The sequence below is a fragment of the Pantoea sp. EKM20T genome (genome assembly GCF_011800485.1).
Classification (GTDB): Bacteria; Pseudomonadota; Gammaproteobacteria; order Enterobacterales; family Enterobacteriaceae; genus Pantoea; species Pantoea agglomerans.
In genome coordinates this window covers 582,269-602,459 of sequence record NZ_JAALFW010000001.1, presented here as the reverse complement: position 1 = coordinate 602,459, position 20,191 = coordinate 582,269, and the positions used below count along the sequence as shown (strand labels likewise).

Sequence of the window (20,191 nt, the reverse complement as noted above, 5' to 3'; positions counted from 1 at the left end):
ATCTCAAGTAGGGTGAATCTGGCAGCAACGAATAAGCTCAACACGCAGGGAACATGGGCAGAAGAGGAAAGCGTCCCGCGCCAGGGACGGCGCGGGCCGAGCGTGTCAGGGATGACGTCTTTTGCGTCTTTCCGATCTGACCGTGTTCCCTGCGCCAGCTCGATCTCATAGCAGAGCGGGCCAGATGCTGTTAACAAGCAAAGGGCGCGTTGAAAAACGTGCCCTTTTTCATGCTCACACATTCTGTAGCTTATGCTGTGCGGCATTAGCCTGAAATCAGAACTGGTAAGTCACACCCATCGCGACCACGTCATCGTTGTTAATCGACAGCGCGTTGTCATCATCCAGCTGGTTGATTTTGTAATCAACGAAGGCGGACATATTTTTGTTGAAGTAGTAGGTCGCGCCCACGTCGATATATTTCACCAGATCCGCATCGCCGATACCGTTTTCGATATCTTTGCCTTTGGTCTGTACATAGCCAATAGAAGGACGCAGGCCGAAATCAAACTGATACTGCGCCACCAGTTCGATGTTCTGCGCTTTGTTGGCTGCGCCCGCGACGGTAGCACCGGTGTTACGGTTGGTGCCGCTGATTGGTGTCATGTTGCGGGTATCGGTATAGATCGCCGCCAGGTAAACGCTGTTGGCATCATACTTCACGCCTGCGCCCCAGGAATCCGCACGGTCACCGCCGCCATAGGCACGTGCCTGCTGCTGGTTGGTACGGTCAGAAGAGGTGATGGCACTCATCAGGCTCACACCGGAATCACCCAGGGCATAGCCCAGTGAGGCACCGTAGCCGTCGCCATTCTGACGGTTAATGTCGGTGCGGGTGTTGGCGCTGGTGGCGTCGTTTTTACCCTGATACTGCAACGCAAACTTCAGCCCATCGACCAGACCAAAGAAGTTGTTGTTACGGTAAGTCGCCACACCGGTAGCGCGCTGAGTCATAAAGTTATCGGAACGGGCTGTACCGTCACCGCCGAATTCCGGGAACACGTCGGTCCAGGCCTCAACGTCATACAGCACACCGTAGTTACGACCGTAATCGACCGAACCATACTGCGAGAATTTCAGACCAGCAAACCCAAGGCGGGTTTTGTTGCCATTGTTGGCGTCGCTGCCTTCGGAGTTATTGACGTTGTACTGATATTCCCACTGACCATAACCGGTCATCAGGTCGTTAATCTGTGTCTGACCCTTAAAACCGATACGGGTATAGGACTTGTCTCCATCCTGGCTGGCATTATCGCTGATGTAGTGCTCAGCTTTAACTTTGCCGTATAAGTCCAGTTTGTTGCCATCTTTGTTATAGATTTCGGCAGCCTGCGCGGCGGATGCCAGCGTCAGCGTGGAGAGGATCATGGCCAGTGTGCTTTTCTTCATTTGCTATCAATCCCAATGTGAACGCCGTAAAAAAATGAAAGTTTTTGTAAAGCACGGACTTTTTACCCGTCGGCGATGAACTTTTTATGACACTTTTCATGATTTCTTGTTAACCCTGAACTTTTGGTCTACGTCCTTGTCCGCGTAAATTCGTGCTTTTCCCCCGCTGGCTGTTGGCTTCCTTATCGACTCCTGTTAAAACGTCCTTTCGTAAAAATTTTTCACTACGGCAGGAAATATGAGTGGCAGTCAGACCTTAGTGGTCAAGTTGGGTACCAGCGTTCTCACCGGCGGCTCCCGCCGGCTGAATCGGGCGCACATGGTGGAACTGGTTCGTCAGTGTGCGCAGCAGCACGCGGCGGGCCACCGCATTGTGATTGTGACCTCTGGCGCGATGGCCGCCGGACGCGAACATCTGGGTTACCCCGAACTGCCACCCACCATCGCCTCAAAGCAGCTGCTGGCTGCGGTGGGGCAGAGCCGTCTGATTCAGCTGTGGGAACAGTTGTTCTCAATCTACGGTATCCATATTGGTCAGATGTTGCTGACCCGTGCCGACATGGAAGATCGCGAGCGCTTCCTGAATGCCCGCGACACGCTGCGCGCGCTGCTGGATAACCACATTGTGCCGGTGATCAATGAGAACGATGCCGTCGCCACCGCTGAAATCAAAGTGGGTGACAACGACAATCTCTCGGCGCTGGCGGCGATGCTCGGCGGTGCCGACAAGCTGCTGCTGCTGACCGACCAGCAGGGACTGTTCACCGCCGATCCGCGTAACAATCCTGAGGCTGAGCTGATCAGTGATGTCCATGTGATTGATGATGCGTTGCGTGCCCTGGCGGGCGACAGCGTATCGGGTCTCGGCACCGGTGGCATGTCGACCAAGCTTCAGGCGGCGGATGTCGCCTGCCGCGCCGGTATCGATGTGATCATCGCCTCGGGCAGCCGCAGCGGCGTAATCAGCGATGTTATTGACGGCAAGCCGGTCGGTACGCGCTTTCATGCGCAGCAATCGCCGCTGGAAAATCGTAAACGCTGGATTTTCGGTGCGCCTCCGGCAGGTGAACTCACCGTCGATGATGGTGCGCTGGCAGCAATTATTGAACGCGGCAGTTCGCTGCTACCGAAAGGGATCCGTGCTATTCAGGGGAATTTCTCACGTGGGGAAGTGATCCGTATCCGCAGTTTGCAGGGCAGGGATATCGCGCATGGTGTTTCACGCTACAACAGCGACGCGATGCGGATGATTGCCGGTCATCACAGCCAGCAGATCAGCGAAATCCTGGGCTATGAATATGGCCCGGTGGCGGTTCACCGCGACGACATGATCGTCAGTTAAGGAGCGGACAATGCTAGAAGAGATGGGAAAAGCGGCGCGCGCCGCAGCTTACACCGTGGCCGATCTGTCGACTGCAGAGAAAAATCAGGTTCTGATGACTATTGCCGACCGTCTGGAGGCGGAAAGCGCAGACATTCTGGCGGCCAATGAGCTGGATTTAGCCGATGCGCGTCAGAACGGTATGAGCGCCGCGCTGCTGGACCGGCTGACACTCAATCCGCAACGCCTCGGCAGCATCGCCAGCGATGTGCGCCAGGTCTGCCAGCTGGCCGATCCGGTTGGACAGCTAATTGACGGCGGTCAGCTCGACAGCGGGCTGCGCATTGAGCGTCGTCGCGTGCCGCTGGGCGTGGTGGCCGTAATCTACGAGGCGCGTCCCAATGTCACGGTGGACGTCGCCACTCTGTGCCTGAAAACCGGCAACGCCGCCATTCTGCGCGGCGGTAAAGAGACCTGGCGCACCAATGCGGCCACCGTCCGGGTGATCCAGAACGCGCTGAAACAGCACGGTCTGCCTGCGGCGATCGTTCAGGCGATCGAAAATCCGGATCGCGAGCTGGTGAATCAGCTACTGAAGCTGGATCGCTACGTCGATATGCTGATCCCGCGTGGCGGAGCCGGGCTGCATAAGCTGTGCCGGGAAAACTCCACTATTCCGGTGATCACCGGCGGCATCGGCGTTTGTCATATCTATATTGATGAGACGATGGAGATCGAACCGGCACTTGATCTGATCGTCAACGCCAAGAAACAGCGTCCCAGCGCCTGTAACTCACTGGAGACGCTGCTGGTGGATCAGGCGATTGCCGATCGTTTCCTGCCCGCCTTCAGCGCGCGTATGGCACAGGAAGCGATCGCGTTGCATGCTGACAGCAACGTGCTGGCGCAGCTGCAGCAAGGCCCGGCATCGGTCACGCAGGTGAATCCGCAGCAGTACAATGATGAGTGGCTGTCGCTGGATCTTAACGTCAAATTAGTGGCGGATATGGATGAGGCGATCGATCACATCCGTACGCACGGCACGCAGCACTCGGATGCCATCCTGACCCGTAATACCCGCAACGCCGCGCGTTTTGTCCGTCAGGTCGACTCCTCAGCGGTCTATGTCAACGCAAGCACCCGCTTCACCGATGGCGGACAGTTTGGCCTGGGTGCCGAAGTGGCGGTCAGTACACAGAAACTGCATGCCCGTGGTCCGATGGGATTAGAGGCGCTGACGACCTATAAATGGATAGCATGGGGCGACGATACGCTCCGGCCATAACTGCCATAATTTTTAACAAAGCGGGAGTCTTTCAGAGACTCCCGTTTTTTTTAGCTCCATTTTCCGGTCCAGTGAAAGATAGAGTTTTCTGCGCATCAGCTTAATTTCCGTTCCGGTCTCGTCACTACTGGCCATTATTCTGGCTGATATTCACGCAATTTTTTACGGAACATTCCTGAAAGCCGGGGCTGTACGCGGCCTGAGGCAATATTTTTTGTCCAGCCGCGGGCTGAAGCGGATAATGATTATCAGGAATGCTTGATAAAGCGGTTAGGTAGTAAACGAGCGGTAATATAAAATGAACTGGTAGCAATAATGAAAATAACATCCAGTATCTCTTCTATGGCTGATTATTAACTAATGGTTAAAAAAGAAAGTACAAGACAAGCTTTCACCGCCAGGCTGATAGCGGCCTGTGAGAGTGCCGGCATTGCCGGACATGGACGAAACAAACAGGTTGCCAGGGCTCTGCAGCAGCAAGGCTGTAAGATTTCAACGCCGGGAGTGTGGAAGTGGTTTAACGCGCAGTCAGTGCCGGATGGCGGCAATTTACTGGCTCTCAGTCAGCTGCTAGGCGTCAGGGTTGAGTGGCTGCAATACGGTATGGAACAACCTGCTGAACCGGTGACGCTAAGTGCGCTCACCGGTCAGAAGAATGTGTTTCGGATTGATAGCCTCGACATTGGTCAGCGAAGTGCTGCAGGCCTGCCCGCGCGTGATGAGTTTGTCGAGACTATCCAGGCGATCGAATATGGTCTGGATGAGGCGCGGGTGCTGTTCAACGGGCGCCCGGCGGAAAACATCCGGTTAATCGCTATCAACAGTGACTCCATGGCTGACACCTTTGCGCCGCGCGATCAGCTGTTTGTGGATATCAGCGTGCGGATGTTCGACGGCGACGGCATCTATATTTTCACCCTCGATGAGCAGCTCTATCTCAAGCGCCTGCAGCTGCAGCATAAGAAAATCGCTGTGATATCAGACAATAAGCGCTATGAAACCTGGTATCTCAATCATGATGACGTCACCAGCCTGAAGGTACTGGCCAAAGTGATCATGAGCCAGGCGCGACATTATCAAATCCTCGGTTAAGGCCACTTCTGCCGGTTTTTTCAGGAAGGCTGAAAAAAAAATAATCGGCATAAATTCATAAATTTAACCAGCGGTAAATAAAAAATTAACCAACAGTGTTTGATAAAGCATAAGAACCTGTTAATAATTTGGATATGGATGAACGAAGCAGTTCTTTCAGGGACGAGCCGCTCTTAAACAATTGAGGCGCTGCACAAGCGCGAATCATACCACCACAAAGTTAGTGAACTTTGGGATGGGGTGGATGCGCAAAATGCAGCGTCGTCAGATGCCGTTTATTTCCCCTCGCTTACTTTCCACCTGACTGCTGATGCAGCCGGGCGGCAAGCGTGCGACCGTGATACGCGACATTCGGGCCCGTTCGGTTCGCCGAAAGCTCGCGCCTGCCACCCCATCGCCAAAGACTCATTCACAGGAGGAGTTATGGCGATAATTCACTATGGCAAAAGCGTTTTTATAGGCAACGCACGTACTCGTCGCCACCGGCGGCGCCAACCTCTCAGCAGCCTGACACAGAGTATCGACGAGGCCCTGAACTTCCCAACTGAAACACCCACCCTGAGACGTGCAGAGCAAATCTGCCAGCGTCAGGTCGCCCCGCGCGTTGACCGCGCAATTACTGCACCCCGCGTCACCAGTCAGGAAACACCCAGTTTCGACAATTGCTGTCTTCCGCACGTTCATCTCTACGCCGTGAGCTGAAACGCGCAGAAAACGCATTTTTCCGTTCCGGCTAACTCTTCGCTTTCTCCAGTTCTCACTGGGCGCAATTTGCTGAATTACTGTTCAGTTTTGCTGCAGGGTCAGTAAGGCCTTCTGCTGCGCCGTGCTGAGTAATGATCAGCGAGCGTTATGTATTTCTTTTCACAAGGCTGAGTTGCTTTAACCCGTCATTGAGGAGTCGTTATGAGCCAGATAATCGCAGTACTGAATTTTGAAGAGGGGTATGTCGACACGCCCTATCTCGACACGCTGGGCTTTCCCACGGTGGCCGGCGGCATTCGCATTGGACCCAAGGGGGCGTCTCTGAGTAATTACGCTTTCCGCGTGCCACGGCGCGTCGGTGATGTCTGGAAGCAGTGCATTCTTGAAAACAAAATTCAGGAGATGCAGGGCAGGGAGCTGCTGCGTAATGCGCTGGCGAAGTGCAACGACGCCCGCACCGACGTGCTGCTGAGCATGGCTTATCAGCTGGGCGTCGAGGGCGTCCTGCAGTTCAAAAACATGCTCAGCGCGATCGTGGCTGAACAGTTTAATGATGCGGCTGACGCGATGATGAACAGCCTCTGGGCCCGTCAGACGCCGGGCCGCGCCAGACGTCACGCGGAGATGATGCGCAGCGGAACCTATGCGGTTTACAGGGGGTTGCTATGAGATGGCTCATGTTTCTCACCGCCGTGCTGACGGCAATCATCATTCTGCTGCTGCTGCAGCGCTTTACCACCCTCCAGTTTGTCTCTCATGCCCGTCTGCTTTTCAAAACCTGGTCTGTCTGGCTTGCGTCGCTGGGTTCCATGCTCAGCGCCTGGGCGCAGTCGTTTCCTTCGGCCGCCGTTGATGCCTGGAGCGCACTGCCCGAAGACGTTAAAGCGATTCTGCCGCACAACTACCTCGGGCTGGTGGGCGCCTTCATGGTGGCGATGGGGGTGATTGCACAATTTGTTCGTCAGAAAAACCTGCTCAATGCGAAGGAGCAGTCTGAAGGAGCGAAGCCATGACTCTGATTACCACCTTACTGGGCGGCAGCTGGCACTGGATCGCCGCGCTGGCTGCGGTCATCGCGGCGCTGGGCGCCAGTTATTTCGGCGGCAAGAAAATCGGCAAAGTGCAGCAAAAAGCGCGTTCTGACGTCGATAACGCGCAACAGGAGGCGTCCCGCGTCACCGCGGTAGCGCAACAGCAACAACATAACCGCGAGGAGGCTAACCGTGTGGCGACTGACAACCATAGCCTTGATGACGCTGCTGCTCGCGACAAGCTGCAGCAGTCGAAATACCACAAACCCTGAGCCGGTGGCGATCACCGACTCTGCCTGCGTACTTTTTTCCCCTCTTTATACCTACGGCGATGACGCGCAAAAAATGGACGTTCGTACGGTGCGCGCCATCAACACCCACAACGACATGTGGGACTCCCTTTGCGGCCATCCGGCTGCGGCTAAGTAGTGCGCTGATTTCAGCGCGATATCTCTATGATCCTGAGGAGGATTCTATGATCGAAGTTAACTCTTTTGCTGAACTGCGTACCACTGTTCCACCAAAATCAGGTGAAGTCGCGAGCCTTAAACGCTATTACGATAAGGACTCCAGCTTCCGTGGCGGCGCAGACTTTGTCGGTTTTCTCAGCACCACTCCGCTGAAAGATGATGGCGGTACGGTGGCGGTGGGTAACGGTTTCTACTGGAAGCGCACCATCAACGATCCCGCCGAAGTGAACATTCTGCACTTTGGCGCGAAAGGGGATGGCGTGACCGATGACACTGAAGCCTTTAAGCGGATGCTGGCATGGACACAATCCTACAACGCCTACGCGAAAGCGATTCCGGTGCGTTTTCCGGGGGGCCGCTTCCTGATTTCACCCATCGATATCAGCGATACGGAGTTGTCGTTTTTTGGTCTGGCAGGCGATGATATCGAGCTCGGCTCGGCACCGCGTACCACCATTGTTTCTGATAAAAGCGCGAAAACCGTGTTTAAGGTTAATGCGCGTCGAATCGTCATTAAAGGCATCTGCTGGCATGGACAGGCTAACGCCGGGACTGTCGACACCACGGCCAAAGTCACCGTCACGCCTGAACAGTGCAGTAACACGCAGCCGTTCTTTGAAAATACCATTGTCGGAGGCCAGATCGTCAATATCTTCTGCTTCAAGGCGCAAAGTACCGGGGGAACCGTCTTTAAGCTGCAGGATACGCTCGACAGTAAGTTCGATCAGATTTACAGCTCCAATACCTTTTCACGGGTATTTGATGTCGGCTGGTCAAACACGCCGAAGGGGAACTGGGACCACTCAACCGCCATTGAGCTGTGTAATGCCAACTTCCAGTCGGGCTATGGCGACGCCACGCTCTATATGCCGCGCGTCACTCAGGGGCTCATGCGTAACGTCTGGATTGAGCACACGACTAACCCGGGGGATCTGTCGGATGGCGGCTGGAACATCGAAACGCTCAACATGGAAGATTGCGGCACGCCGCTCAATCTCAATAATGCCCGCGTGGTGATGCGTCATATCAACCTGCAGGCGGGGGCGAAAATCACCAATGATCTGGCCGGAAGTAAGTGGTTATCGACCTTCGAATATGGCTATCGTCGGGATGAGAACTACGGCACGTTCATGACCGGTTCGCTGCGTGCCGGCTACTACAGCGGCTATAAAGTGGTGAACAACACTGATACCGACAACTGGTATCGGCTGGGGCAGCTCTATTTCCCGGCGCCTAACCAGCAATGGGTAATGGAGCTGATCGGGAAAGCGGATGCGACCACGCCCTCCGGCACCGCCGGTTCGCCGGTTAATGTGGTGGGCACCGGTAAAACCCTGATCAACCTCCAGCGACTGGAGACGGTCTGGGCCGATGCTTACCATATGGGTCAGCCTTCCGTGCTGGACATTCGTTATGGCCGGGTAGGGACCACCTATGCCGTAATCTGGGTCAAGCTGAGAGCGAACAGCGGCGAGACCATGTTCAACCTGAAGACGACCGGTCCGACCCGCTTCGATACCGGTTCCTGCTCGCTGTTCCAGGCTGATATGTCGGTGGTTACGGACATCACCAAAATCAGCAATCTGAAACCCGCTGCACGTTTTGGCATGCACAACGGGCTGGCGGGCATCGGGGCCAACGAAAAAGGGGTGGTTACGCTGGCTACTGCTGCGGGTACGCCGACTAATAAGACCGCTCCGACCGGTTTTGTGCTGATCAATATCAACGGCGTTGACCGTAAGGTTCCTTACTACGATTGATGATCGGCATGTTTTGGGCGAGGCTCCGGCCTCGCCCTTTTTTGATCTGACATTATCTCCGCTTCTTTTTACGTCGCCGGGAAAGTCACAGTTGCACTGTGAAGCCAGACAGTCTCCCTGACACAGCCTTTCGCCTTCATCCTCGTCAGCGGGCTGATTGCGATTAATTTGAATTACGGCTTGCGTCACTTTAAGAAGTGTGGCCTAATGAATCGTCGGTTTGATTAACAGACACTATCAAAGTAAGTAACCAAAGCAGTTCTCATCTCTAAGTTTGTCGCGAGACATCCCTTCTTTTTGAGTCTTCTCTTACGTTCTGATTAAAATCTGTTCTCAGGCCATTATGTATGCCGGAAGGCTCGATATATTAAGGATTTAAGCATGTCTAACAAAATTCGCGGTACCGTTAAATGGTTTAACGCAGAGAAAGGCTTCGGTTTCATTTCTCCTGCAGACGGCAGCAAAGATGTATTCGTACATTTCTCTGCAATCCAGGGCACCGATTTCCGTTCATTAGATGAAGGTCAGCAAGTTGAATTCACAGTAGAAAATGGCGCCAAAGGCCCAGCTGCTGCGAACGTTGTTGGTCTCTAAGGACTGAAAATTACTTTTAAATGTCCTCACTGTAGTGGCTCACAGTTTCGTACATCACATTTTGATGTTACAAGAGCCAACCCGCATGGAGCGAAATGCATTTTCTGCAAATCTGTCGTGGTTCAGGTGAACCTGGCAAGGATTGCAATTCAGAGCCAGCTGCGCGCTCTCTGATTAAGGCTAGTGAGCTTTATAGCGTTGTTGCATTTACAGTAATAAAAGGCTGCCTCTGGCAGCCTTTTTTGTTTCTGCGTTTCCTCCTTCTCAAACCCCACGCTTTTTTACTCGTAACCTGCCTGTTTACCTTCATTTTCGCTGTTTAGTTGCAACTCCCTTGTATAACGTTCATCGCTTCCCGCTTCCCGCTTCCCGCTTCCCGCTTCCCGCTTCCCGCTTCCCGCTTACCGCTCTGTTGCCTGTAACCTATCCGCCCTTATCGTCACCATTCTTGAACTGGCCCGCCGAAGCAGGCCGTTGAGAGGGATTAACGCAGTACGGGTTGCAGTGAGAGCTTGCCGGTATTAAAGACGCTCATCGCCTGTGCCATACGCTCTGCCTGATCCTGCAGCGCTTGTGAGGCGGCTGACGCTTCCTGTACCAGCGCGGCGTTTTGCTGCGTCACCGCTTCCATCTGGGTAATCGCCTGATTGATTTCATTGATGCCGCTGCTCTGCTCGCTGCTGGCAATGGTGATTTCGCTCATGATGTTTGCCACGCTCTGCACGCTGTTCACCACTTCGCCGATAGTTGAACCGGCATGTGTCACCAGCTTGCTGCCTTCATCGACTTTAGCGACGGAATCTTCAATCAGTACCTTAATCTCTTTGGCCGCTGAGGCTGAGCGCTGCGCCAGATTACGCACCTCACTCGCCACCACCGCAAAGCCACGACCCTGTTCACCCGCGCGTGCCGCTTCAACCGCGGCGTTGAGGGAGAGAATATTGGTCTGGAAGGCGATGGAGTCGATAACGCTGATGATATCGACAATTTTTCGTGAGGAGAGGGCGATCGCTTCCATCTTCTCAATGACCTGCTCCATCACCACGCCACCTTCACGCGCCACGCTGGAAGTGGTTGAAACCAGGTGATTGGCTTCACGCGCGTTGTCGGCGTTGTGTTTCACGGTCGATGTCATCTGCTCCATGGCAGAGGCGGTCTCTTCCAGCGAACTGGCCTGCTGTTCGGTTCGGGTCGAAAGATCAAGGTTCCCGCTGGAGATCTGATTAGAGGCCACCGCAATAGTGTCGGAACCGGTACGCACTTCAGTCACAATCGACAGCAGATTATCGTTCATTCGTTGCAGCGCCTGCATCAGGACGCCGGTTTCATCACGTGAGGTCACCTGCATCTGTGAACTCAGATCGCCTGCGGCAACGCGTTCAGCAACGTCAACCGCTGCAACCAGCGGACGCACAATAGAACGGGTCAGGAAGTAGCCCAGCAGAATAGACGCCAGAATCGCCAGCGCGGAGAAAATCAGCGTAATGGAGATAGCTGACTGACCATTTTCCACAATACCCTGACCTTCACTGCGCAACTGTGCGTCCTGAGAGTTGGCAAAATCCACGGCATCCTGAAGGAATTTGTTCTGGGTGGCGGTCATTGATTTCAGGACATAGGTGCTGGCAGCCTCAAAATCGCCCGCTTTCACCAGGGTGATCAGCTCTGCTTTAACTTTCTCAAAAGCCTGGGAAGAGGCCAGCAGACCGGCGATCTTTTTCTTGCCGACCGGCGTGACCTGAATATCTTCGATCCTTTTCATTGCGCTGTTGGTGCGTTGCGTGGCTTCATCCAGCTGACCATAACGCTTCACATTCATTTCCGGACGTGTCGTGTCGATCACCATGCCGCGCAGGTATTTGATCTGATCGTTGACGCCATCGCGCACATCAAATGCCAGTCGTACTTTCACATAACGATCGTCAACGATCGAGGCGATCGCCGTATTAATGCTGTTAATCCTGGTTATGGATGTCACGCCAATCACTATCAGTAACGTCACAATAATACCGAAGGCTGCTGCGAGCCGCATTCCCACCTTCATATTCTTGATACTGAACATGTTCTCTTCCCCGTTTTATTATTAATCAATTTGTTAGCAACACTCAGGTTTCCTGCTGTTGTGCGCAGTGCCTTGCTGATGTCTGTGGTCACAGCCGCAGGCAAAAAGGTGATCTCGCGCATACTGTTATCGGAGCACGAAGTTGTACCTTTAATAATTTTTAAGTAATAACGTCGGGTGAATAAATAGTCAGTAAAAATCATCAGAAACGGTTAAGTAATAACCAGAGGAAATTCAGACAAAAAAAAGGGCTGTCAGCAGTGATGCTGACAGCCCGATCCAGACAAGGATGAATGGATTTAGAAAACTAAGAAGTAGAGGCCTGTCCAGAACGCGACGCTTAACGTGACGGCGCTAATCCAGGCCAGCTGGCGTAAACGGCCACGCAGCACCTTTTGACGGGAAGGCGTAGCAGGTGCAGGCGTAACGGGTAAAGTTTCAATGTGCATAGTCGGTTCCTGATCAGGTCAGCCATTCCGCTGGCTAAAAAGTAAAAGCGTGCCGGGCATTCTTAGCGGCCCGCATTCGCTTAGCGGGCAGTGTCGAGAACGTTGAAAATCACGTCTGACAGCTCATTCAACTCGAACTTCGCCACATAGCCGTCGGCACCCACTTTGCGCACGTGATCTTCGTTGGCGCTGCCAGAGAGTGAGGAGTGAATGACGACCGGCAGAGCCTTGAGGATCGGGTCACGTTTGATGTTGCGGGTCAGCGTAAAACCATCCATCTCTGGCATTTCCAGATCGGTCAGCACCAGGGCGATTTTGTCGTGAATCGATTCGCCGGCAGCCTGCGCTTCCTGGCTCATCAATTTAATTTTTTCCCAGGCATCCAGACCGGTGTTAAACATCAGCGCCGGAATGCCCATACTCTTCAGACCCTGCTCCAGCAGCTGACGCGCGACTTTGGAATCTTCTGCCACAATCGCCACCGCACCTGGGCGGTAGTTGAAGGCACGCGGTCTGGCCGCTTCCGGTTCGACGCCGCGCACCGATGGGATGATGTCATACAGGATTTGCTCAACGTCCAGCACCATCGCCAGCTCGTTGCTCTGCTTGTCACTGTCCAGGCAGGCGATGCTGGTAATGTTGCGGCCGCCGATACCGGCTTCGGCGGTATGCACCTGGCTCCAGTCGAGACGCACAATGTTCTCGACTGACTCTACGGCAAACGCCTGGGTGTTACGGGCATACTCGGTAACCAGCAGCAGGTTAAGACCGGTTTCCGGCACACAACCCGCCACGGCAGGCAGGTCGATGACCGGAATGAACTGGCCACGAATACTTGCCATACCCAGCAGCGGCGAACGCATGCCTGCGGCTTTGGTGATAGTTGGCATCGGCACAATTTCACGCAGCTTGAAGACGTTAATGCCAAACAGTTCAGACTTGCCTTTCAGCTGATCGGAACCTAAGCGAAACAGCAGCAGCTCAAACTTGTTCGATAACGCGAGGTTCGCTCTCTCATCGATCTCTTTCTGAAAATTATCCATGGTTGCCTCTGCATTAACGCAGCTGGTGAAATAGGGTGTGAACAGGTTATCGGCAGCAAACGGAAAAAGGTGAGAAGAGAAGGGTGAAATAAAACGGACGCCAATTAATGTGCCAGGATTAACCCTGAAGGTTCAACATGGACACCTTTCCAATAAAGGAGTGTGAAATGAAAAAAGTGATTCTGGCGTCGTTGCTGGTGATGATGAGTGCGGGTGTTTCGGCCGAAGAGGGCGGATACAAAGCAGGCGATACGCCACCACCGCAACACAAGCAGGATGCCGGCTATAAAGGTTCAGAAGATACCGGTCAGACGCATATTGATCAGATCCGCGATTTCCGTCAGGGCGGATATGTGACGCTGGAAGGTTACATTGTGAAGAAAGAGCAGGGCGAACGGTATCAGTTCCGCGACAACACCGGCACCTTACCGATTATCGCGCCGAAGAAGACCTTTGATGGTAAAACCTACACCGCAGAAGACAAAGTACGCGTCAGTGGCAAGGTACAGGGCAAAGGGGATAAAACCACGCTGCATGTGACCCAAATCGAAGAGCCGTAACAAACCGGGCGAGGTAATCTCCTCGCCCATTTTATTTAGTCTTTCAGCAGAATCGCCCGGCAGGTTTTGCCTTTGATTTTGCCCTGCTTGAGTTTAACCAGCGCATTTTTGGCCTGATTCGCCTCAATCGCCACATAGGCGTGGGTCGGCGTCAGGACAATTTTGCCGATCTGCTCGGCACGATAACCCGCTTCACCCGTCAGCGCGCCCAGAATATCTCCCGGACGTATCTTGGCTTTACGGCCACCATCAATGCACAAAGTCATCATAGCTGCAGGCAGCGGCTTGCTGCTGCCCTTTTTCAGCGTGCTGGCAGAGACCCACGGCAGCTTCTGCTGCAGGAAATCTTCCAGCGCATGCGCGCGAGCCATCTCATCGGCAGCAACCAGGCTGACCGCAACGCCATGTTCGCCCGCACGCGCCGTACGACCAATGCGGTGCAGGTGGATTTCAGGATCCCAAGCGAGCTGATAGTTAACCACCATCGCCAGCGATTTGATGTCGAGTCCGCGTGCAGCGACGTCGGTGGCGACCAGCACGCGACCACTGCCGTTAGCGAAGCGGATCAACACGCGTTCGCGATCGCGCTGCTCCAGATCGCCATGCAAAGGCAGGGCGCTGATATCACGCGCGTTAAGTGCCGCGGCGACATCATCACATTCACGTTTGGTGTTGCAGAAGACCACACAGGATGAGGGCTGACGATCGCTGAGCAGGGCTATCAGCAGACCCAGTTTTTCATTGTGGCTGGCTTCGAAAAACTGCTGATCGATTGAAGGCAGTTCGCTGACATCTTCTGTCACCACGCTCAGCGCATCACGCTGAAAGCGGGTGCTGATAGCCGTAATGCCGTCTGGCCAGGTGGCGGAAAAGAGCAGCGTCTGGCGCGAAGCGGGCGTCGCTTCAATGATCGTTTCCATATCATTCAGGAAACCCATCTCCAGCATCCGATCGGCTTCATCCAGGACCAGCGTGCTGAGCTGGTCCAGCTTGAGGTTTTCGCGGTTAATGTGGTCGAGGATACGACCCGGCGTGCCGACCACGATATGGGGCGGATGCACCAGCGAATCACGCTGTGCGCTCATCGGCTGTCCGCCACACAGAGTGAGAACTTTGATGTTGCGGGTGAAGCGCGCCAGCTGGCGCAGCACATTGCCTACCTGATCCGCCAGTTCACGGGTCGGACAGAGAATGAGTGCCTGGGTCTGAAAGCGGGCGCTGTCGATATGGTGCAGTAAACCAATACCAAAGGCAGCCGTTTTACCGCTGCCGGTTTTCGCCTGCGCGCGCACGTCGCGTCCCTGCAGAATGGCGGGCAGCGTAGCGGCCTGCACGGGCGTCATGCTGGTGTAGCCCATCTCGCGCAGGTTTTCGAGCTGGCTGTCGGGAAGCGAATTGAGGGTAGAAAAAGCGGTCACGGGCGCGGCCTCTGAGGCTGAAAGTGTAGGGCATTATTGCGGGGCAAGTCTGGCAGAAAGCACGCCTGACAGCAACGGGAACCTCGATGGTTAGCAGTATGAAACTATATCTGTCAGAGGGCTTAGGAATAGACTGAAGTTTACGGGAAAAAGGTGGTTTATTTTTATAGATTAACCCCGACTTAATGTGATTGTTCCAGGATGAGGATCTTTTGAGGCCAGCGATTATTTGATAAGTGGCCGTTTTTAAATATTTATTTCATTGTTAATCAGATAAATCCTTAACTACTACTCCAGTAATAGAATTAATCATTAAAAAATATCACCACTGGTGCCGATAAAAATCCTGAGCTAATTGCTTTATATTTAGCGCGCCATATTCCTGGTACAACGACCGGTAGAGGGTATTTGCATTGAGTAATCGCATCCAGGGACCACATGAAAATGTGCTTAAAATAGTAGGCCGCGCCGTACTGACACTGCATGTTCATGGAGAGAGCTTATCGGCTGATAAGATCGCTTCGATGATTGCGTGTTATGCGGAAGATGAGCCCTGTGATCAGGAAGATCGTCGCTTATACGCGCTGGCAATGGAACTAATGTCGAATGATAAATGGGCCAAAAGCGCGTAACCCGCACTCCGCTCAGGTAAATGCAGAGCCTCCCTTGTGGAGGCTCTGTTGTTTTTGGAGGAGTGGGTTTGCGTTGTGGGGCAGGTACTGGCTCCCGGCGCTTTAGGTAAGGTGGTCGTCTGTAACCGGGCCGGAGCCGGCTCGATCTCTCCGCATTTGCTGAGAAGGCTCAGCATGGTCGATTACACACCGCATCCCTGAGGTGCGCTCGTAGCCGTGCCAACGCTTTGCGTCGTTCAAAAACGCTCCCGGCGTTTTTGTCGGTGGCCCGTAATGCTTTGCTACAGGCATATGCTCCCTTCGCTTCACGTCCGTCAGATGCTTCCCGTTTCTGGACCGTCGCTGCTGGTAAACCACGGGCACTGAGAATCTATCAGCAATAAACAAGCTTAAAGCGCAGGGAAGCCGGTCAGAAAAGGAAAGCGTCCCGCGCCAGGGACGGCGCGGGCCGAGCGTCCATGGATGGCTTAAGCGCCTTTCCGATCTGACCGGTTTCCCTGAGCCGGCTCGATCTCTCCGCATTTGCTGAGAAGGCTCAGCGCGGGCGATTACGCACCTCATCCCTGAGGTGCGCCCGTAGCCGGGCCAACGCGTTGCGTTGTTCAAAAACTCTCCCGGCGTTTTTGTCCGCAGCCCTGCTGTTTCAGGCTGATGCCAGCGCAAACACCGGTTTACCGCGCGAGAAGGTCGCGACGACTGGCGAAATCCGTGCCACGGCTTCGGCGGAACAGCTCGCCGCTACCAGCATCATGCTCGCTTCATCGCCCGGTACTGGCCACTGGCGTTCACCCTGGGCTGTCAGCGGCAGCCGATCGTCTGTGGCGATCGCCAGCGCCCGCGACAGCGAGAACTCATCCGATCCCCGATAGAGCTGCGCATAGAGATTCGCTTTTTCCAGCATGCTGCCGGTGCCAAACGGTGACCAGTGATCGATAACGCTGTCGGTGCCGGTCATCACCTTCACGCCCGCTGCCTGTAATTGCGGAATCGGCATGGTCAGCTTGCCGATCGGCAGCGTAGAGGCGACGCTGAACTGCTGCTCCGCCAGCCCTGCGATCATCTTATCCAGCGTACTGCCGGACAGGGTCGCCAGCGCAAAACCGTGGCTCAGCGTCACTTTGCCCTTCAGCGCCGGATTCTTTGCCACGGTGTCAATCATGTACTGAATCGCCGCCACGCCAGCGGGTGAGGTTTCATGCAGATGTATATCCACGCCGCGCTGATAGTCGAGCGCAATCTGGAACATCGCATCCAGTGACTTCTCCATGGCACCATCGACATTGGTGGGGTCCAGGCCGCCGACATACTCAACGCCGTGCTGCATCGCCTCGCGCATCAGCCCATCGACCTGCGAGTGCAGCAGGCCATGTTGGGGAAAGGCCACAATCTCGCAGGGAAAGGCGGGGTGACGGGCTAATGCCGCCTGCAGATGCTCCAGACTTTGCAGGCCGCTGACCGGATCGATATTGCAATGGCTGCGGGCGCGGGTGGTGCCTTTGGCGTGCAGCAGAGCGATCAACTCTTCGGCGCGCGCCTGAGAGTGCGGCAGCAGTTGCGGAATCAGCACCTGTTCACGCGCAATCATGTCCATGATAGTTTTGCCCTGACGGGGACGCGGAGCCTGCCACGGGCCGCCGTAGAAGGTTTTATCAAGGTGGATATGCATATCCTGGGTGGCGGGCAGCAGCAGGGCATCCTGTGCATCCCACGACGGCAGGGTGCTGTCACCCTGACCGGCGGGTGTCAGCTGGTCAATTTTACCGTCGCGCACGCTGATGTCGTAACGCCCGGTGCGGGTCGCAACGATCTCATCATCCTCACGGATAAAGCCCTCCTCCAGCCGCACATTGCGCAGCAGATAGTGATCCTGCCGGGGCAGGGCGGCGGGCTGGTCGGGATTGATGGAGGACAAAGGTGATGGCGTGGCGGCACTGGCATGGCCGAGACCGGCGGCCAGCAAGCCGCCTGCGGCAGTCCAGCGGACGCTCTGGCCAAGGAAATCACGACGGCTCGGCGAAGAGGAAATAGGCATCAGAGGCTCCTGCAAAGTGAACAAGGTCTTAATCTGACAAACGACGCTCCACCCTGCTGCGTTATTTTCCACTGACGACTATTCGATATCTCACTGCCAGCGCAGCTGGCTGAAGGTTGCCAGGGATTCCGCCAGCTCGCGCTGCAGCGGATCCTGCGGATGACGACAGAACAGCGCCAGTTCGAAGGTATCAATCACCGGCAGACCCTGTTCCGGGCCCAGTACCCGATGTTGCGGCAGGCGGCAGCTGGCGGGCAGTAATGTCAGCCCCAGACCCTGCGCACTGGCGGCGGCCAGCGCGACCAGGCTGGCGCTGCTGTAACTAATGCGCCAGCTACGGCCCAGTGCGTCGAGCGTCTGACACACCTCATCGCGATAGAGCCCCTGCTGGGGAAACAGCACCAGCGGTACCGGCGTCTGCTCAAAGCAGGGCCACTCTGCGCTATCGAGCCACAGCAGGGGTTCAGGACGCGACGCCAGCGGACGCTCGCCAGCGGGCTGTTTAATCAGCATGATGTCGAGCTCTTCACGCTGCCAGGCGCGACGCAGCTCCACCTGCATGCCGCTCATCACGTCCAGCCGAAGTTGCGGATGGTCGCGACTGAAGTGCGCCAGCAAACCGGCCGTGGGCGCGGCGAAATCTTCCGGCACGCCAAGACGCAGCACACCGTCGCGCCACTGGTCACTCAGCACATCGTGCGCTTCCCCATTCAGGGCGATAATCCGCCGGGCGTAGCCTAAAAGTTTCTCGCCCTCTTCGGTGATCTGCACCTGATGCGAGGAGCGGTTCAGCAGCTCTTTGCCGACCATCTCCTCCAGCCGTCGCACCTGCTGGCTGACGGTGGACTGCGACAGGTGCACCCGGTCAGCGGCGCGGGTAAAGCTGGCGGTTTCGCACACCGCGACAAAGCTGAGCAGCTGTTGCGGAGTAAACATCGGCTGACGATTCATATTTCCACTACCTGGCAGAGTAATATTTCATTTCCAGATAGTAACGACTGCTGCCAGGCTGGCAACTTTTAACTGTGTGGATCTCAGATGAAGAGAGAGAACAACCTGCTGCTGGCGGCGCTGGTGTTAGCCGGGCTCAATATGCGACCGCTGATGACCTCGGTCAGTCCGTTACTCGGCGAGCTGCGTCAGAGCATCGGTCTGTCGCCGCTGGCGGCATCGCTGTTGCCTGCGGTGCCGATGATGATGATGGGTGCCATTGCGTTAGTCAGCGCCCCGCTGATGCAGCGCTTTGCGGTGCGTAAACTGCTGCTGGGTGGCCTGGTGCTGCTGTTGCTGGCGCTGGTGAGTCGGCTGTTTGTGGCTGACGGAGGCTGGCTGGTGCTGAGTACTGTGCCGGGAGGGGCGGGCATTGGCATTGTGCAGATGGCGATGCCGGGATTGATCCGTCAGCGATTTGGCAGCCGCAGTGCCGGCGTGACCGGACTGTGGGCAGCGGCGCTGATGGGCGGCGGTGGGATTGGCGCGGCGATCTCGCCGTGGCTGAATGGGCAGCTTGGCTGGCAGGGCGCGCTGAGCAGCTGGGCGCTGCCGGTGGTGCTGGCCATCCTGCTCTGGCTGTTTATCACCACCCCACGTGCAACCCGGACAGAGGCCGCCGCTCTGCCTTCGCTGTGGCGGAAAACCCGCGCCTGGACGCTGGCGTTGAGCTTCGGTCTGGTGAACGGCGGATATGCCATCTGTGTCGCCTGGCTGCCCGATTTTTATCATCAACTCGGCTGGAGCGCACAGGCGGGCGGGTCACTGCTTGGCATGATGATCGGCTGTCAGGTCACGGGTGCGCTGCTGCTGCCCTTGCTGGCGCGGGGCCGCGATCGCCGTCCGCTGCTGCTGCTGACACTGGCGATGCAGTTCAGCGGCATGCTCGGTTTCCTGTTTGCGCCACAACTGGCGCCGTGGCTCTGGGCGGGGATTGCGGGCTTCGGGCTGGGCGGGGCATTTCCGCTGGCGCTGGTGCTGGCGCTGGATCATCTGGAGCAGCCGCAGGCTGGCGCGCGGCTGGTGGCTTTTATGCAGGGCGTCGGCTTTATTATCGCAGGCAGCATGCCGTTTATCGCCGGGCAGTTGCATGCGCTCACCGGTCACTTCACCAGCGTCTGGTTATTGCAGGCGGCGGTCACGCTGCTGTTAATCGTGCTTAATCTGCGTTTCCATCCGCGCAGCTATCAGCACGCCTTTCCTGAGGTGAATCGCTGATTTTGGTCCGACCAATCCCGGCAATATTTTTCTCTGGTTCACACTCCGGGAAAATTCGCGCATCTTCTGTTGCCACAGGTTAACAATGCGTTAACTATCTGTTGCCATAAGCCCCGACAGAGCGGTTTGGTCTGACCAAT

Annotated in this window: 19 protein-coding genes; 12 read left to right on the top strand and 7 right to left on the bottom strand. The window is 55.5% G+C overall.

Going from position 1 to position 20,191, the window contains the following annotated elements; genetic code table 11:
• Nucleotides 1-276 precede the first annotated feature (276 nt).
• Nucleotides 277-1,389, bottom strand: a complete 1,113-nt coding sequence (gene ompC, locus HFD94_RS02925) for a porin OmpC (protein ID WP_010255197.1) — start codon at nucleotides 1,387-1,389, stop codon at nucleotides 277-279.
• Nucleotides 1,390-1,627: 238 nt separating this feature from the next.
• On the opposite strand from ompC, the gene proB reads away from it, so the two are divergent.
• From proB to HFD94_RS22960, 10 genes are all read left to right on the top strand, one after another.
• On the top strand, nucleotides 1,628-2,731 hold the full coding sequence (proB, locus tag HFD94_RS02920; protein ID WP_010255198.1) for a glutamate 5-kinase: 1,104 nt from the start codon (nucleotides 1,628-1,630) through the stop codon (nucleotides 2,729-2,731).
• 10 nt (nucleotides 2,732-2,741) lie between these two features.
• Nucleotides 2,742-3,995 (top strand): glutamate-5-semialdehyde dehydrogenase, encoded by a 1,254-nt coding sequence (proA, locus tag HFD94_RS02915; RefSeq protein ID WP_033766601.1) that lies wholly within the window; start codon nucleotides 2,742-2,744, stop codon nucleotides 3,993-3,995.
• A gap of 360 nt (nucleotides 3,996-4,355) precedes the next feature.
• A complete protein-coding gene (locus HFD94_RS02910) occupies nucleotides 4,356-5,087 on the top strand; it encodes a S24 family peptidase (protein WP_010255201.1) in 732 nt (243 codons plus the stop codon).
• 423 nt (nucleotides 5,088-5,510) lie between these two features.
• Nucleotides 5,511-5,789 (top strand): hypothetical protein, encoded by a 279-nt coding sequence (locus HFD94_RS23155; RefSeq protein WP_071785064.1) that lies wholly within the window; start codon nucleotides 5,511-5,513, stop codon nucleotides 5,787-5,789.
• Nucleotides 5,790-5,993: 204 nt separating this feature from the next.
• The gene (locus tag HFD94_RS02900) at nucleotides 5,994-6,461 is read left to right on the top strand and encodes a glycoside hydrolase family protein (RefSeq protein ID WP_010255203.1); all 468 of its coding nucleotides are present in this window, start codon (nucleotides 5,994-5,996) and stop codon (nucleotides 6,459-6,461) included.
• A complete protein-coding gene (locus HFD94_RS02895) occupies nucleotides 6,458-6,805 on the top strand; it encodes a hypothetical protein (protein ID WP_010255205.1) in 348 nt (115 codons plus the stop codon). The genes HFD94_RS02900 and HFD94_RS02895 overlap by 4 nt, the downstream gene beginning before the upstream one ends.
• A complete protein-coding gene (locus HFD94_RS02890; protein ID WP_010255207.1) occupies nucleotides 6,802-7,095 on the top strand; it encodes a hypothetical protein in 294 nt (97 codons plus the stop codon). The genes HFD94_RS02895 and HFD94_RS02890 overlap by 4 nt, the downstream gene beginning before the upstream one ends.
• 203 nt (nucleotides 7,096-7,298) lie before the next feature.
• The gene (locus HFD94_RS02885; RefSeq protein WP_167432740.1) at nucleotides 7,299-9,053 is read left to right on the top strand and encodes a glycosyl hydrolase family 28-related protein; all 1,755 of its coding nucleotides are present in this window, start codon (nucleotides 7,299-7,301) and stop codon (nucleotides 9,051-9,053) included.
• A 381-nt stretch (nucleotides 9,054-9,434) separates the two neighbouring features.
• Nucleotides 9,435-9,647, top strand: coding sequence for an RNA chaperone/antiterminator CspA (cspA, locus tag HFD94_RS02880; protein ID WP_003854408.1), 213 nt, complete (start codon nucleotides 9,435-9,437; stop codon nucleotides 9,645-9,647).
• 3 nt (nucleotides 9,648-9,650) lie between these two features.
• The gene (locus tag HFD94_RS22960; protein WP_085978710.1) at nucleotides 9,651-9,821 is read left to right on the top strand and encodes a cold-shock protein; all 171 of its coding nucleotides are present in this window, start codon (nucleotides 9,651-9,653) and stop codon (nucleotides 9,819-9,821) included.
• Between the two features lie 310 nt (nucleotides 9,822-10,131).
• Here the strand turns inward: HFD94_RS22960 and HFD94_RS02870 are convergent, their stop codons facing one another.
• The 3 genes from HFD94_RS02870 to HFD94_RS02860 all read right to left on the bottom strand — a co-directional run bounded on the left by HFD94_RS02870 (nucleotide 10,132) and on the right by HFD94_RS02860 (nucleotide 13,201).
• Nucleotides 10,132-11,709, bottom strand: coding sequence for a methyl-accepting chemotaxis protein (locus tag HFD94_RS02870; RefSeq protein ID WP_010255214.1), 1,578 nt, complete (start codon nucleotides 11,707-11,709; stop codon nucleotides 10,132-10,134).
• Between the two features lie 299 nt (nucleotides 11,710-12,008).
• On the bottom strand, nucleotides 12,009-12,158 hold the full coding sequence (locus HFD94_RS02865) for a hypothetical protein (protein WP_022625169.1): 150 nt from the start codon (nucleotides 12,156-12,158) through the stop codon (nucleotides 12,009-12,011).
• An 80-nt stretch (nucleotides 12,159-12,238) separates the two neighbouring features.
• Complete coding sequence (locus tag HFD94_RS02860) at nucleotides 12,239-13,201, bottom strand: chemotaxis protein (protein ID WP_010255217.1); 963 nt, start codon at nucleotides 13,199-13,201, stop codon at nucleotides 12,239-12,241.
• Nucleotides 13,202-13,368: 167 nt separating this feature from the next.
• Between HFD94_RS02860 and HFD94_RS02855 the strand changes: the two genes are divergently transcribed.
• Nucleotides 13,369-13,761 (top strand): YgiW/YdeI family stress tolerance OB fold protein, encoded by a 393-nt coding sequence (locus tag HFD94_RS02855; protein ID WP_010255219.1) that lies wholly within the window; start codon nucleotides 13,369-13,371, stop codon nucleotides 13,759-13,761.
• Between the two features lie 35 nt (nucleotides 13,762-13,796).
• On the opposite strand, the gene dbpA is transcribed toward HFD94_RS02855, so the two are convergent.
• From dbpA to HFD94_RS02835, 3 genes are all read right to left on the bottom strand, one after another.
• Nucleotides 13,797-15,179: an ATP-dependent RNA helicase DbpA gene (dbpA, locus tag HFD94_RS02850; RefSeq protein WP_010255222.1), complete on the bottom strand. Its 1,383-nt coding sequence runs from the start codon at nucleotides 15,177-15,179 to the stop codon at nucleotides 13,797-13,799.
• A 1,275-nt stretch (nucleotides 15,180-16,454) separates the two neighbouring features.
• Nucleotides 16,455-17,843 (bottom strand): amidohydrolase, encoded by a 1,389-nt coding sequence (locus HFD94_RS02840; RefSeq protein ID WP_122889159.1) that lies wholly within the window; start codon nucleotides 17,841-17,843, stop codon nucleotides 16,455-16,457.
• A gap of 90 nt (nucleotides 17,844-17,933) precedes the next feature.
• Nucleotides 17,934-18,794 carry a LysR family transcriptional regulator gene (locus HFD94_RS02835; RefSeq protein ID WP_010255227.1) on the bottom strand — a complete coding sequence of 287 codons (861 nt, stop codon included), beginning with the start codon at nucleotides 18,792-18,794 and terminating at the stop codon, nucleotides 17,934-17,936.
• Between the two features lie 87 nt (nucleotides 18,795-18,881).
• Here HFD94_RS02835 and HFD94_RS02830 point away from each other — a divergent pair, with 87 nt between their 5' ends.
• A complete protein-coding gene (locus HFD94_RS02830; RefSeq protein WP_045140740.1) occupies nucleotides 18,882-20,051 on the top strand; it encodes a cyanate transporter in 1,170 nt (389 codons plus the stop codon).
• The last annotated feature ends 140 nt before the right edge of the window (nucleotides 20,052-20,191 follow it).